The sequence below is a fragment of the Streptomyces sp. Z26 genome (assembly GCF_003665095.1).
Classification (GTDB): domain Bacteria; phylum Actinomycetota; class Actinomycetes; order Streptomycetales; family Streptomycetaceae; genus Streptomyces; species Streptomyces phytohabitans.
Genome location: NZ_RCHV01000002.1, coordinates 3,148,001 through 3,162,971, shown reverse-complemented (window position 1 = coordinate 3,162,971; position 14,971 = coordinate 3,148,001). Strand labels below are relative to the sequence as shown.

Genomic DNA, 14,971 nt, shown 5'->3' with positions numbered 1-14,971 from the left:
GGCGGCGGGGCGCGGCGCGGCGGGCGCCCGCAAGCCCGTCGCGATGGCGCAGGCCGTCAACCGCGCGCTGCGCGACGCGATGGCGGCCGACCCCGCCGTGCACGTCATGGGCGAGGACGTCGGCGCGCTCGGCGGCGTGTTCCGGGTGACGGACGGCCTCACTGCGGAGTTCGGCGAGGACCGCTGCACGGACACCCCGCTCGCCGAGGCCGGCATCCTCGGCACGGCGGTGGGCATGGCGATGTACGGGCTGCGGCCGGTCGTGGAGATGCAGTTCGACGCGTTCGCGTACCCGTCGTTCGAGCAGCTGATCTCGCACGTGGCCAAGATGCGGAACCGCACGCGCGGCTCCCTCCCGATGCCCCTCACCCTCCGCGTGCCCTACGGCGGCGGCATCGGCGGCGTCGAGCACCACAGCGACTCCTCCGAGGCGTACTACGTGGCCACCCCCGGCCTGCACGTCGTCACGCCCGCCACGGTGGCCGACGCGTACGGGCTGCTGCGCGCCGCGATCGCCTCCGACGACCCGGTCGTGGTCCTGGAGCCCAAGCGGCTCTACTGGGCGAAGGAGCAGTGGTCGCCCGAGGACCCCGAGGAGGTCCCGGGCATCGGCAGCGCGGTGGTCCGCAGACGCGGCACCTCGGCGACGTTGATCACGTACGGCCCGTCGCTGCCGGTCTGTCTGGCCGCCGCCGAGGCGGCGCGTGAGGACGGCTGGGAGCTGGAGGTCGTCGACCTGCGTTCGCTGGTGCCGTTCGACGAGGAGACGGTGGCGGCGTCGGTACGGCGGACGGGCCGCGCCGTCGTCGTGCACGAGGCTTCCGGCTTCGGCGGGCCCGGCGGCGAGATCGTCGCGCGGATCACCGAGCGCTGCTTCCACTTCCTGGAGGCGCCGGTGCTGCGCGTCACCGGTCTCGACATCCCCTATCCGCCGCCCATGCTGGAACGGCATCATCTGCCGGGAGTGGACCGCGTTCTGGACGCGGTCGCACGGCTCCAGTGGGAGAGTGGTCGGACGATGTCCGGCGACGGCGGCGGCGACGGCGGTACCGAAGGCGGCGGTGACTGATGGCTGAAGTCCGCGAATTCAACCTCCCCGACCTGGGCGAGGGCCTGACCGAGGCCACCATCGTGCGGTGGATGGTGGCGGTCGGCGACGTGGTCGCCGTGGACCAGACGGTCGTCGAGGTGGAGACGGCCAAGGCGCTCGTGGACGTCCCGTGCCCGCACGGTGGCGTGGTCACCGCGCGGTACGGCGAGGAGGGCGACGAGGTGCCCGTCGGCACGCCGCTGGTGGCGGTCGCCGTGGCGGGCCACGCGGGTGCCTCACCCGCCGCCACCGCCGCGTCCGTGGCCTCCGCTTCCGCTCCGGCGGCCCCGGCTCCGGCGGCCGTGCCCGCCGCCGAGCAGGAGGGCTCGGGCAACGTGCTCGTCGGGTACGGCACCCGCGCCCCCTCCACCCGCCGCCGTGGCCGCGTCGGCGGCCCGGCGCCCCTCACGACACCGGCAGCGGCACCGGAACCGGCCCCGGCCACGGGCCCGGAGCCGTACGGCCCGGACCCGGCCGCCGCGACGGCGCCCGCGCCCGTACGGTCCGGCGCGCCCCGGCACCTGAACGGCGCGGCGGGCACCGCGCCCGCCCGACCGACACCCGCCCCAACGCCCCCGACGACGACCGCCAGCGGTCCCGCCCCGGCGACCACCGGCCCCGTGCCGGTCATCTCCCCGCTGGTCCGCCGCCTCGCCCGCGAGCACGGTGTCGACCTGCGCGACGTGCCCGGCACCGGCCCCGACGGACTGGTGCTCCGCGCCGACGTGGAACGGGCCGTCCGTGAGCGGTCGTACGGCACCACCGCGCCCGCCCCCCGTGGCACGGCCCCCGTGCACAGCCCCGCGCCGGTGCCCCGCGCGGCCGCCGCGCCCGAGGGGATACGTCTGCCGCTGCGCGGACTCCGGGGCTTCGCCGCCGAGAAGCTGTCCCGCAGCCGACGCGAGATCCCCGACGCCACCTGCTGGGTTGACGCCGACGCCACCGAACTCCTCGCCGCCCGCCAGGCCGCGAACGAGGGCCACACCGCCCCGGGCGCCCGCATATCGCTCCTCGCGCTGCTCGCCCGCGTCTGCACCGCCGCCCTCGCCCGCCACCCCGAGCTGAACGCCACCGTCGACACCGAGGCCCGCGAGATCGTCCGGCTCGACGCCGTGCACCTCGGTTTCGCGGCGCAGACGGAACGCGGCCTGGTCGTCCCCGTCGTACGGGACGCGCACGCGCGCAACGCCGAGCAGCTCACCGCCGAGTTCGCCCGGCTCACCGAATCCGCCCGCGCGGGCACGCTGTCCCCCGCCGACCTCCAGGGGGGCACCTTCACCCTCAACAACTACGGCGTCTTCGGCGTCGACGGCTCCACCCCGATCATCAACCACCCCGAGGCCGCGATGCTCGGCGTCGGCCGCATCATCGAGAAGCCGTGGGTCGTCGGCGGCGAGCTGGCCGTACGGCACGTGGTGCAGCTGTCGCTCACGTTCGACCACCGGGTGTGCGACGGCGGTACGGCGGGCGGCTTCCTGCGCTACGTCGCGGACTGCGTGGAGCATCCGGCGGTGCTGCTCCGTACGCTCTGAGACGTGGCACACGACTCTCCGCACGGCCCGCCGCCCGCGTACGACGCGATCGTCGTCGCGGGCGGCGGCGCGCGCCGCCTCGGCGGCGCGGACAAGCCCGCCCTCACCGTCGGCGGCCGCGCCCTGCTCGACCGGGTGCTGGCCGCCTGCCGCGACGCCGCGACGACGGTCGTCGTCGGGCCGCGCCGCCCCGCGTACCGGCCCGTCGTCCGGGTCCGCGAGGACCCGCCCGGCGGCGGCCCGCTCGCCGCGCTCGACGCGGGCCTGCGGCACACCGGGCGGGACACGGTGCTGGTGCTCTCGGCGGACGTGCCGTTCCTGCGGCGGAGCACCGTACGGGAGCTGCTGGACGTACGGGACGGTGACGACGGCACCGTCGCCGTCCTCGGCGACCGTGACCAGCCGCTCGTCGCGGCCTACCGCGCGGAGCCGCTCCGCCGCGAACTCGCCCTGCTCCGCACCGAGTACGACCGCCTCGGGGGCCTCCCGCTGCGGCTCCTCCTGCCCGGACTGCGGCTCCGCCGCACCGCCGCCGCCGACGCGGCCGACTGCGACACCTGGGAGGACGTCGCGGCGGCACGGGCCCGTATCAGGGAGCATGACCACGTGCTGGACGAATGGACCGAAGCAGTCAAGGCGGAACTGGGCATCGACCTCGACGTGGACGTCGACGAGCTGCTCGCCGTGGCCCGCGACGCCGCCCACGGGGTGGCGCGGCCCGCGGCGCCGCTGACCACGTTCCTGGTCGGGTACGCGGCCGGGCGGCGCGGCGACGCCTCGCCGGAGACCGTGTCGGAGCTGGCCCGCAAGGCGGCGGAGCTGGCCAAACGCTGGGAAGCCGAAACGGACGCGGGATGAGCGGCGCCGACGAGCTGGACGAGGCGCTCGCCCTCGCCAACGACCGCCTGCCGAAGGCCGGTTCACGGCGCCAGCCCGCCGTGGGCGACGACGGGCTGCTGCCCGGCTGGCTCACGGCGGGCGGGGACGGGGGTGGGGGCGCGGACGTGAGCGGCGGCGCCGGGCGCGGGGACGCCCCGCCGCCGGTCGCCGCCGTCACCGCCCCCTCCGGCGACCCGGGTGACGACGAGGAACTGCTGCCGGACTGGGTGCACGCCCCCGCCCGTACGGGTCCCGCCCGTACGGCTCCGGACCCGGCCGCCGAGCCCCCCGCCCCCGGGGACGAGCTGGTGCCCGACTGGCTGCACGCCCCCGCCCGTACCGCCCCCGCCCCGGCCGACCAGGCCGCCCCGGAAGCCCCCACCCCCACCGTCGCGCCGCCCGACCGGCACGGCGGTACCGACTGGCGCGAGGCGCGCCGTACGGCAGGCCGCGCCGCCTCCTCCGGTACGCCCGTCACGCTGCCGTGCGACGAGGCGCTGGGGCACGTACTGGCCGCGCCCGTCGAGGCGTTGACCGACCTCCCGCCGTTCGACACCTCCGCCATGGACGGCTGGGCCGTCTCCGGCCCCGGCCCCTGGGACCTCGCCGCACCCGACGGCTCCGCCGCCCCGGCAGCCCCCGCCACCCCCGAAGCCCCGGCCGACCCGGCCGCGCAGGAAGCCCCCACCCCCACCGCCGCCGCCGCGCGCGGCATCGTCGCCGGTCAGGACGCCCCCGCGCCGCTGTCCGACGGCCACGCCGTACGTATCGCCACCGGCGCCCGCGTCCCGCGCGGCGCCACGGCGGTGCTGCGCAGCGAGCGCGCCCGCGAGGCCGGTACGCGCCTGCGCCTCGCGCCGGACGCGCCGCGCGGCGGCGCCGGGCAGGGTACGGACATCCGCCCGCGCGGCCAGGAGTGCCGTTCCGGCGACCGGCTGCTGGCCTCCGGCGCCGTCGTGACGCCCGCCGTGCTGGGCCTGGTGGCCGCCGCCGGGTACGACCGGCTGACCGTCGTCCCCCGCCCCCGCGTCGAAGTGCTCGTGCTGGGCGAGGAGTTGCTGTACGAGGGGCGCCCGCGGGACGGCCGTATCCGCGACGCGCTCGGCCCGATGATCGGCCCGTGGCTGGCCGCGCTCGGCGCCGACGTGGTGGCGACGCGGCGGCTCGGGGACGACGCCGAGGCGCTGCACGGGGCGTTGGCCGGTACGGACGCCGACCTGGTCGTCACCACGGGCGGCACCGCCGCGGGCCCGCTGGACCACGTGCGTCCGACGTTGCGGCGGCTCGACGCGCGGCTGCTCGTGGACGGGGTGGAGGTGCGCCCCGGCCACCCCATGCTCCTCGCGGACCTCGGCGCCCGGCATCTGGTGGGCCTGCCCGGCAACCCGCTCGCCGCCGTCTCCGGCCTGCTGACCCTCGCGGGCCCGCTGATCCGCGCGCTCGCGGGCCGCCCCGCGCCCGCCCCCGTACGGGCTCCGCTGACCGCCGCCGTGGCCGGGCATCCGCGCGACACCCGGCTGGTGCCGGTCGAGTACGCGGGGGACGGCGCGGGGGCGGTGCCGCTGCACTACACGGGGCCTGCCATGCTGCGCGGTATCGCGTCGGCGTCCCACCTGGCCGTCGTACCGCCCGGCGGCGCCGCGGCGGGCACCCCCGTACAGCTCCTGGAACTGCCTTGGTGACCACCGCCCGTACCACCCCGAACGCCCGCGCCCGCACGGCCCCGACGCCCGCCCGCGCACGCGCCACCGCGCCCGTGAGCCCGCCCGCGCCCGTACGCGCCACCGCGCCCGCCCGGCGGACCCGGTGAGGCCGCGCAGGCAGCGCGGGACCGCCGACCAGCACATCCTGCTGCCGCAGTCGACGGTCGGCCCGCTGGTGCAGGTCGCCCGCCGCCTGCTGGCGGCGGGGGCGGTGCTGCTGGCGACGGTCCTGCTGGTCTACATGGACCGCGACGAGTACGCCGACAATTACGACGACTCGGTCTCGTTCCTCGACTCCGTCTACTACACCACCGTCACCCTCTCCACCACGGGCTACGGCGACATCGCGCCGGTCAGCGACGGCGCCCGGCTCGTCAACATCCTGCTGGTCACACCGCTCCGCGTCCTGTTCCTGATCATCCTCGTCGGTACGACGCTCGAAGTCCTCACCGAGCGCACCCGCGAGCAGTGGCGCCAGACGCGCTGGAGGTCCGATTTGCGCGATCACACCGTAGTCGTCGGCTTCGGCACCAAGGGCCGGTCCGCGGCCCAGACGCTGCTGTCCACCGGTACGGCCCGGGAGCGGCTGGTACTGATCGACACCAGCCACCACGTCATCAAGCTCGCCGCCGAGGAGGGCTACGCGGGCGTGATCGGTGACGCGACGCGCAGCGACATCCTCGTACGCGCCGAGGTGCAGCGCGCGAAGCAGATCGTCGTGGCGCCCCAGCGCGACGACACCGCCGTGCTCGTCATCCTGACGGCCCGTCAGCTGAACCCGAAGCTCCGCATCGTCGCGACCGTACGCGAGGAGGAGAACGCGCCGCTGCTCCGCCAGTCCGGCGCCGACTCGGTGATCACCAGCTCCAGCGCCGCCGGCCGCCTGCTGGGCCTCTCGGTCCTCAGCCCGAACGCCAGCTCCGTGATGGAGGACCTGATCCAGCAGGGCACGGGTCTGAGCCTCAGCGAACGCCCCGTCACCAAGGCCGAGGCGGGCCGCTCGCCGCGCGAGTGCGGGGACCTGGTGGTGACGGTCGTACGCGGCCACCGGCTGCTCGGCTTCGACGACCCGGAGGCGGCCACGCTCCAGCTCACGGACCGCGTGGTGGTCATCCACCGTTCGTCCCCGTCCCCGTCGACGGCCCCCGACGCGAACTGACGCCCGCCGTACGGGAGTCGGGCCCGCCACGCGTCCCGTACGGCCGTCCCGCGCGCGTCCCGTACGGCCGTCGCGCGGGTTCCGTACGGGCGTGCCCTGGCCGCTGCGGGCCGGTGCCGGAGGTGCCGCCGTTCGCCGGGTTCGCGCGGGAACGCCCGCTGCCGCCCGTGACCGTCCCTCTCCGTGCGGGTTGCGGTGCGGGGCGCGGTAGCGTCGCGGGCATGTATGCGATCACGATTCCCGAGCCCGGCGGTCCCGACGCACTGGTGTGGGCGGAGGTCCCCGACCCCGTACCCGGTGAGGGGGAGGTGCTGGTCGAGGTGGCGGCGAGCGCCGTCAACCGCGCCGACCTGGCCCAACGGCAGGGCTTCTACCCGCCGCCGCCCGGCAGTTCGCCGTACCCGGGCCTGGAGTGTGCGGGCCGGATCGCCGCGCTGGGGCCGGGTGTCGCGGAGCGGGCGCCCGGCGCGGGCGGCGGCTGGGCGGTCGGCGACGAGGTGTGCGCGCTGCTCGCGGGCGGCGGCTACGCGGAGAAGGTCGCGGTGCCCGTCGGCCAACTGCTGCCGGTGCCCGAGGGGTTGGACTGGGTACGGGCGGCCGCGCTGCCGGAGGTGGTCTGCACCGTCTGGTCGAACGTCTTCATGATCGCCCACCTGCGGCCCGGCGAGACGCTGCTCGTGCACGGCGGGGGCAGCGGCATCGGTACCATGGCGGTGCAGCTGGCGAAGGCGGCGGGCGCGCGCGTCGCGGTGACGGCGGGCAGCCCGGAGAAGCTGGCGCGCTGCGCGGAGCTGGGCGCGGACATCCTCATCGACTACCGGCAGCAGGACTTCGTCGACGAGCTGCTCGCGGCCACGGACGGGCAGGGCGCGGACGTGATCCTGGACATCATGGGCGCGAAGTACCTGGAGCGGAACGTACGGGCGCTCGCGGTCAACGGGCGGCTCGCCATCATCGGCTTCCAGGGCGGCATCAAGGGCGAGTTGAACCTCGGCGCGCTCGGCGCGAAGCGCGGCGCGGTGACGGTGACGTCGCTGCGGGGGCGCCCGGCGGGGGAGAAGGCGGCGATCGTCAGCGCCGTACGGGAGCACGTGTGGCCGCTGCTGTCGGACGGGCGGGTACGGCCGGTGGTGGACCGTACGCTGCCGCTGCGCGAGGCGGCCCAGGCGCACCGGGTCCTGGACGAGAGCACGCACGTCGGGAAGGTCGTGCTCACCACCACGTGAGTGACGGCAGTGACCTCCCCCCCGTGCGGGCGAGTTGTAGCGGTGGGCCACGGCGGTGCGTGGCGGCGGCGACCGCACGGGGCGGTGGCGGAGGACGGGCGGCGAGTGGCGGCGGATGGCAGCGGTGACGGAAACGAATGACGGGGCGCGAGTGGCGGCAGTGACGCATGGGACGGCAGTGAATCGTGGGATGCAGGAGTCCCGTGGGACCGAAGTGACCTTCGGGACGGTCGTGACCTATGTCCGAGATGCCGGGCTTGTCGGTTCGTGTGACGCTGGACACGCCGTTGGACAGGCCCGGTACGGGAGGGAAGCGATCGTGGCTGACGCGCGTCGGAACCTCGGCAGCACCCGCAGCGAGCACAACACCCGCAGTGACCCCGGCACCCGCGACCACGGACGCGATCGCCCCCGCGTCCGCACCCGTGCCGCACGCGCCGCCCGCGCCTCCCTCGGCGTCACCGTGCTCGCCTGCGCCGCCGTGCTGCTGCCCGCCCCGCTCGCCGCCGCGGGCAACGAACCGCCGCGCCACGGGCCCGACTCCGCGCCCGCCACCCCGCCGTGGGCGGGCGCCGGGTGGGGCGCCGTCGGTGCCGGACCCGACGCCGACGACCCCTCGGCGGCGCGCCCCGGCACCCCGGCCGACCCGCGCGGCGAGACCGCCGCGGAACGCCGCGCGGAGCGCCCGGAGGGCGCGCGCGACGGCGCCCGTACGGGTAGCGCGGAGCCGTCGCCGCGCCCCGGCGACGCGCTGGACGGCCGCGTGGACGGCGCGCACCCCGGCGCGTACGGGCGGACGCCGCGCGAGCGGCCCGCCGACGAGCCCGCGCCGGAGCCGGTGGAGCCGGCGGCGGAGCGGCTGTCCGTGCGTTCCCCGGTCGAGCCGGAGACGGAACCGCAGGTCGGTTCCGAGCCGTGGAGCCCGGCCCCCGTCGTGTCGCCCGGCGGCGACGCCCGCGCCCGTACGGACGCGGCGCGCGGCGTGGAGGCGGCGTTCGAGGGGACCGGCGCCACCGCGGCGGGCCGTGGCGAGCCGATCCTGCCGGTGCTGCCGCTGGGCGCGGGCCTCACCTCGCTCGGCCTGGGCCTCGGCTTCCTCGCCCTCCGCCTGCGCCGCGCCTGACCGGTACCCGGCGCGGACCCGCACCCCGTACCGCCGCCGTACCGCCCACGCCGCCGTACCGCCCCCGCGCCCCGTGACCGCGTACGCCCCGCGCACCGGGCCCGTGCCCCGGTGCCCCACCGCGCCCCCGCCCGGTTCCCGGGAGTGGCCGGGCCCGACGGGTGGCCGGGATGCAGAATGGGGGTATGACACAGCCGAGCAGTGAACGGACGCAGGAGAGCCCGCACGTCCTGGTCGTGGGACCGGACGGGATGGCTCTCGGCAGTGCCGCCTCCGGAGGCGGCGACGGTGAAACCGGCGAGCAGGCTGAGGTCCCCTTGACGGAGATGGTCGAGCAGCCCGCGAAGGTCATGCGGATCGGCAGCATGATCAAGCAGCTGCTGGAAGAGGTGAAGGCCGCCCCCCTCGACGAGGCGAGCCGGGTACGGCTCAAGGAGATCCACACCAGCTCGGTCAAGGAGCTGGAGGACGGTCTCGCGCCCGAACTGATCGAGGAGCTGGAACGGCTCTCGCTGCCCTTCACCGACGAGGGCGTGCCCACCGAGGCCGAACTGCGCATCGCGCAGGCCCAGTTGGTGGGCTGGCTGGAGGGGCTGTTCCACGGCATCCAGACGGCGTTGTTCGCGCAGCAGATGGCGGCCCGCGCCCAACTGGAGCAGATGCGCCGGGCGTTGCCGCCCGGCACGCTCCCGGACGACCTCCCGGACGTCGAGGACCCCGGCGACGCGCGCACGGGCGGCCCGTACCTCTGAGCCCACCGCACGCGACGGGCCGTACGCGCCCGCCGTACCGCGGCACGCGCCGTACCGCGGCACGCACCCGCCGCCGTACGCGCCCGCCGCCCGCGACGGAGCCGAAGGGACCCCGCACACCACCTGGTGCGCGGGGCCCCTCACCGTGCCGTGCCGCCCGTCGGCGCGCCGCCGTACGGACTGGGCGGTGTCCGGGCTAGCTGCCGGGCTGGCCGGAGGAGACCGTCAGGTCGACCTTGTCGTTCTTCGGGTCGAAGCCGTCCAGGTCGTCCGGGGTCTGCTCCAGGACCGCGTTCTTGCCCCAGACGTTCTCGTCCTCGTACGACACGTCGCCCAGCTTCCAGCCCGCCTTGCGGATGCATTCCTTCACGGAGCTGAGGTTCTTGTACGTGAAGTCGGGGACGTAGACCTTGTTCTTGTCCTCGTAGTGCTCCCGGGCCTCGGTGCACTCCGTGGCGTCCATGGTCTTCGTCTTGTCCTCGCCCTTGAACTTCTCCTGCTCCTGCGTCCCACCCGCGTCCGCCGCGTCCTCGGTGGCGCCGCCGTCGGTGCCGCCCCCGGTCTCGGCCTGCGCGGAGGCGGTGTCCTGCGGGTCGCCGCCGGCCTGCTTGTCGTCGTCGCCCTTCATCGCGACCGCGACGACCACGGCGACGACCACCGCGACCGCGACCACGGCCGCGCCGATCAGCATGCCGTTGCCGCTCCTGCCGCCACCGCCACCGCCGGACCCGCCGCCGGGCGTCAGGTTGTACGGGGGCGGGGTCTGCGGTCCGCCGTGCTGGTGCTGCCCGTACGCGGGCTGCGCGTACCCCTGCTGGTGCTGCCCGTACGCGGGTGTGGGCGGCGGGGTGGACGGGGCGTAACCGCCGTACTGCTGCGGCTGGTACGGCTGCTGCACGCTCCCCGCCGGGGGCTGCGCGTTGGCGTCCACGGGAGGGAACACGGCCTGGCCGAGCCCGGCGCCGCTGGCGGCCGGTCCGGCGCTGATGATGACGGGCGTGGCGCCCGTGCCGCCGACGCGGTGGCACTCGTCGCGCAGGGCCTCGGCGGACGGGAAGCGCTCGTTCGGGTTCTTCTTCAGGGTGCGGGCCACCAGCGCGTCCAGCGCGGGCGTCACCGACTGGTTAATCGAGGAGGGCGCCACCGGCTCCTCCTGGACGTGCGCGTACGCGATGGCCAGCGGCGAGTCGGCGTTGAACGGCAGCCGCCCGGTGAGCAGTTCGAAGAGCATGATGCCCACCGAGTACAGGTCGGAACGGGCGTCCACGCCGCGTCCCAGGGCCTGCTCGGGCGAGAGGTACTGCGGGGTGCCGACGACCATGCCGGTCTGCGTCATCGACGTGACGCCGGACTGCATGGCCCGCGCGATGCCGAAGTCCATCACCTTGACGACGCCGCGCCGGGTCACCATCACGTTGCCCGGCTTGATGTCCCGGTGCACCAGGCCCATCTCGTGGCTGACCTCCAGGGCCGCCAGCACGTCCCCGGTGATCTTCAGCGCCTTGTCGGCGGGCATCGCGCCGAACTGCGCGACGTCCTCGTCCAGCACGTTCCGCAGGGGCTTGCCCTCGACGTACTCCATGACGATGTACGGCACCATCGCGCCGTCGATCTCGTCCTCACCGGAGTCGTAGACGGAGACGATGTTGGTGTGCGTCAGCTTGGCGACGGACTGCGCCTCGCGCCGGAAGCGCTCGCGGAAGGACTGCTCGCGGCCCAGCTCCGTGTGCAGGGTCTTGACCGCGACCTGCCGGTCGAGCACCGAGTCGTACGCGAGGTAGACGGACGCCATGCCGCCCGCGCCGAGGAGGCTCCGCAGCTGGAACCGGCCGTTGCCGACCGAGCGGCCCAAGTAGTGCGCGGCACCCTGCCCGCCGTCGTCGCTCATCTGACTGCTTCCCCCTTGGCGGCGCTGAACGGCGCGTGTCGAGCCTCGATCGAGTGGTGCGGGCGGCTGGCGCGGGCCCGCCGGGTCCGCGGCCGGTCCGCCCGGCGCTGCAGGGACGCCGCGGCCGCGCCCCGCGGACAGCCGTCACCGATCCCTGATCCTGGTCAAGTCTGCCGCAGGGGGACGCCACGTCAAGCGCGTTGCCCGTTCCGTGACCCGATGCGCGCCTCGCGCCCGCGGCGGCGAGACACATATCTCAATTCAGGGCTCCGCGGTGCGTACCCCCACGTCGCGGTCAGCGAACTTGCCAGCCGGACGCCGTAGCCGGTTGGATGACGGTTCCGCCCCGATCCCGGCACTCCCGGCGAGGCGGTAGCCTCCAGGCGGGGGAGAGCGTACCCGACCGCACCACCCGCGGACGATCGACGGCGAGGACTGATGGCACAGACGCAAGCCGCTGGGGGCCCCTCGGAGCCTGACGCGTCGCGCGGGTCAGCGGGCGGTTCCATGTCCGATTCGCCGGAGGCGTGGGGGAACAACGGCCTGGTCGGCGACGGCCGTTACCGGCTGACCCACCGGCTCGGGCGCGGCGGCATGGCGGAGGTCTTCGCGGCGGAGGACGTACGCCTCGGCCGTACGGTCGCGGTCAAGCTGCTCCGCCCCGACCTCGCCGAGGACCCCGTCTCCAAGGCCCGCTTCACGCGCGAGGCCCAGTCCGTCGCCGGACTCAACCACCACGCGGTGGTCGCCGTCTACGACTCCGGCGAGGAGACCGGCGGCGGCAACGTCACGCCGTACATCGTGATGGAGCTGGTCGAGGGCAGCACCATCCGCGAGCTGCTCCAGAACGCCGACTCCCCGCCCGCCGACCAGGCGTTGATCATCGTGTCGGGCGTGCTGGAGGCGCTGGCCTACAGCCACCAGCACGGCATCGTGCACCGCGACATCAAACCGGCGAACGTCATCATCACCGCCCAGGGCGCGGTCAAGGTGATGGACTTCGGCATCGCCCGCGCCCTGCACGGCGCGTCCAACACCATGACGCAGACCGGCATGGTGATGGGCACCCCGCAGTACCTCTCGCCGGAGCAGGCGCTCGGCAAGACCGTCGACACCCGGTCCGACCTGTACGCGACCGGCTGCCTCCTCTACGAACTCCTGTCGCTGCGGCCCCCGTTCACGGGCGAGACCCCGCTGTCGGTGGTCTACCAGCACGTGCAGGACATCCCCGCGCCCCCGTCCGAGGTCTCCGACGCGGTGCCGCCGGAGCTGGACGGCCTGGTGATGCGGTCGCTGGCGAAGGACCCGGACGACCGGTTCCAGAGCGCCGAGGAGATGCGCGGCCTCGTCCAGTACGCGCTGCGGATGCTGCACGAGCAGGGCAGCCACACCGGCGGCCTGTGGAACACCGGCCCGGTCGGGCACGGCGGCGGCTCCACCCCGGCGATGGGCGTGCCCGGCGCGGGCGCGCTCGGCCACCCGCAGCACTCGGACACGTCGCAGATGGGTCCGCCGCTGCTGATGGGCCGCCCCGACCGGGACGACGGCGGGGCGTACGACGGCACGCGCGCCATGGGCGCGGGCGGCGCCGGGCACGGTGGCGGCGGTGGCGGCGGCTTCAAGTACGCGCTGATCGCCTTCCTCGCGGTCATCGCGATCGCCGCGGGCATCTTCTTCGCGCTCGACCTGGGCAGTGACGGGGACAAGAAGGACGTCAACCCCGAGACCAGCTCCAGCAGCACGAAGAAGGAGAAGAAGAGCGACGAGCCGACGGACGGGCCGGACGAGACGGAGGACCCGGGCACCAGCACCGGCGGCGACGGCGGCAACACCTGGGAGCCGTCCCCGACGTGGACGGACACCCGGCCCACCGACGGTTCGGACACCCCGTCCGGCGACCCGACGGACACCCCGTCCGGCCCGAACAGCAGCACCGAGGGCGGCGGCGCCCCCGGCGGCGGCGACCCGGCGGGCGGCGCGGACGACGGCGGCACCGGTCCGACGGACCCGCCGGACCCGGGGAACGGCGGCTCCGAGGGCGACCCGGCGGGCGGTGCGGACGACGGCGGCGGCGAAGCGGGAGCGCCCGACGCGGGCGGCGCCACCGGCAACTGACCGACGCTCCCGGCCGTACGGTGCTCCACCCGCCGCGTCCGCGCCTCGCCGCGGACACCCTCCGGACGCTGCTCGCCCGCCACCGCGTGGGCGAGGTGCTCTCCTGCGAGCCGCTCTCGTACGGGCTGCTCAACCACGGCTACCGGCTCGGTACGACCCGTGGCCGGTTCTTCCTCAAGCACCACCTCGACGCCGACCCCGCCGACCCCGCGCCGCTGGAGCAGCGGCACCGGGCGACGGCGCGGCTGGAGCAGCTGGGGCTGCCCGCGGTGCCGCCGATGGCGGACGGCGACGGGCGTACGGTCACCGTCGTCGACGGCCGCTGCTACGCGCTGCACCCCTGGGTCGAGGGCCGCCACTGCCACGGCGACCAGCTGACGACGGCGCAGTGCCGTCGGCTCGGCGGCCTCCTCGGGCAGGTGCACACGCGGTTGGCGCAGGTGCAGCCCGCGCCCGTACCGGGGCCGGGCGCGGTCGCGGCGCAGGTCAGCGCGGACCCGGCGGAGACGGAGGGCCTCATCGGGGAGCTGCTGCGGCGGGTGCGGTCGCGCCGGGACCGGGACGGCTTCGACGAGCTGGCCGAGTACCGGCTGCTGGAACGGCTGGAGCTGCTCCGCGCGCACGGCGGTCGCCGCCCCGACGCGGACACGGTGCCCGCCACGGGCTGGGTGCACGGCGACTTCCACCCGCTGAACCTCCTCTACGGCGTCCTCGCCCCCGGCCGCGCCAGCGAGCCCGTCGCGATCGTCGACTGGGACCGGCTGGACGTGCAGCCGCGCGCGGAGGAGGCCGTACGGGGCGGGGCGATCTTCTTCGTACGGCCCGACGGCACGATGGACCTGGCCAAGGTGCGGGCGTACGCGCGGGCGTACCGGCGCAGTGCCGCCGCCTCCGTCGCGGAGCTGAGCGCGGCGGTGCACCGGGTGTGGTGGGAGCGGCTGAACGACTTCTGGATGCTGCGCTGGCGCTACCAGCTGCGGGACCGGCGTACGGACCCGCAGTTCCCGGCGGCGTCGGCGCTGGTGGTCTGGTGGACGCGGCACTACGAGCGGGTGCGCGAGGCGTTCTGCGGCTGAGGGGCACCGCGCGGGCAGCCGTACGTCGGGCCGCCCCGCCCCCGTCCCCGTCCCGAGGTGGATGTGCCGGGTGCCATATGCCGGACGCCGTATGCCGCGCCCGCCCGGAACGTACCGCTTCCACCCCTTCCGGGTACCCGTTCGGTCCCGTACACCGCCCGCTCTCGGCTCTTCCCGAGCTCCGGGGGGCCGGGATACCGTGCGACAGTCCCGTCCGCTTCCGAGGCTGTGACCAGTGCGATCGCACATCAACGTGGTTTTGCTTGGACGTCCGAGCAAATTCGCAGGTCAACAGGGCTTCGCAAGCACCAGGCACCGCTGGGTAGCTTGTTCCCCAGCGGGCCATCGAACGGGACGCCTGTCACCGCTCGGTTCCGTCCGCGCCGCACCCAACCCCGTGCGCCGTGCCGGGGCCGGGCGAGCCGCAC

The 14,971-nt window shown here is 75.5% G+C and carries 11 protein-coding genes; 10 read left to right on the top strand and 1 reads right to left on the bottom strand.

Going from position 1 to position 14,971, the window contains the following annotated elements:
- Positions 1 to 43: 43 nt before the first annotated feature.
- From D7M15_RS14035 to D7M15_RS14000, 8 genes are all read left to right on the top strand, one after another.
- A complete protein-coding gene (locus D7M15_RS14035; protein ID WP_121520769.1) occupies positions 44 to 1,069 on the top strand; it encodes an alpha-ketoacid dehydrogenase subunit beta in 1,026 nt (341 codons plus the stop codon).
- A complete protein-coding gene (locus D7M15_RS29410; RefSeq protein ID WP_121517822.1) occupies positions 1,069 to 2,622 on the top strand; it encodes a dihydrolipoamide acetyltransferase family protein in 1,554 nt (517 codons plus the stop codon). The genes D7M15_RS14035 and D7M15_RS29410 overlap by 1 nt, the downstream gene beginning before the upstream one ends.
- A gap of 3 nt (positions 2,623 to 2,625) precedes the next feature.
- Positions 2,626 to 3,480 carry a DUF6457 domain-containing protein gene (locus tag D7M15_RS14025; protein WP_121517821.1) on the top strand — a complete coding sequence of 285 codons (855 nt, stop codon included), beginning with the start codon at positions 2,626 to 2,628 and terminating at the stop codon, positions 3,478 to 3,480.
- Positions 3,477 to 5,183 (top strand): molybdopterin molybdotransferase MoeA, encoded by a 1,707-nt coding sequence (locus D7M15_RS14020; protein ID WP_121517820.1) that lies wholly within the window; start codon positions 3,477 to 3,479, stop codon positions 5,181 to 5,183. Before D7M15_RS14025 ends, D7M15_RS14020 begins: the two co-directional genes overlap by 4 nt.
- 163 nt (positions 5,184 to 5,346) lie before the next feature.
- Positions 5,347 to 6,363, top strand: a complete 1,017-nt coding sequence (locus D7M15_RS14015; RefSeq protein WP_240649642.1) for a potassium channel family protein — start codon at positions 5,347 to 5,349, stop codon at positions 6,361 to 6,363.
- Between the two features lie 221 nt (positions 6,364 to 6,584).
- Positions 6,585 to 7,589, top strand: a complete 1,005-nt coding sequence (locus D7M15_RS14010; RefSeq protein WP_121520767.1) for an NAD(P)H-quinone oxidoreductase — start codon at positions 6,585 to 6,587, stop codon at positions 7,587 to 7,589.
- Between the two features lie 319 nt (positions 7,590 to 7,908).
- Positions 7,909 to 8,712: a hypothetical protein gene (locus D7M15_RS14005; protein WP_121517818.1), complete on the top strand. Its 804-nt coding sequence runs from the start codon at positions 7,909 to 7,911 to the stop codon at positions 8,710 to 8,712.
- Positions 8,713 to 8,897: 185 nt separating this feature from the next.
- The gene (locus tag D7M15_RS14000) at positions 8,898 to 9,464 is read left to right on the top strand and encodes a bacterial proteasome activator family protein (protein ID WP_121517817.1); all 567 of its coding nucleotides are present in this window, start codon (positions 8,898 to 8,900) and stop codon (positions 9,462 to 9,464) included.
- Between the two features lie 196 nt (positions 9,465 to 9,660).
- Here the strand turns inward: D7M15_RS14000 and D7M15_RS13995 are convergent, their stop codons facing one another.
- Entirely contained in the window at positions 9,661 to 11,352 is a 1,692-nt protein-coding gene (locus tag D7M15_RS13995; protein ID WP_121517816.1) for a protein kinase, read from the bottom strand.
- A 438-nt stretch (positions 11,353 to 11,790) separates the two neighbouring features.
- Between D7M15_RS13995 and D7M15_RS13990 the strand changes: the two genes are divergently transcribed.
- Positions 11,791 to 13,467 carry a protein kinase gene (locus D7M15_RS13990; RefSeq protein WP_121517815.1) on the top strand — a complete coding sequence of 559 codons (1,677 nt, stop codon included), beginning with the start codon at positions 11,791 to 11,793 and terminating at the stop codon, positions 13,465 to 13,467.
- A 20-nt stretch (positions 13,468 to 13,487) separates the two neighbouring features.
- A complete protein-coding gene (locus D7M15_RS13985; RefSeq protein ID WP_121517814.1) occupies positions 13,488 to 14,543 on the top strand; it encodes a phosphotransferase in 1,056 nt (351 codons plus the stop codon).
- The last annotated feature ends 428 nt before the right edge of the window (positions 14,544 to 14,971 follow it).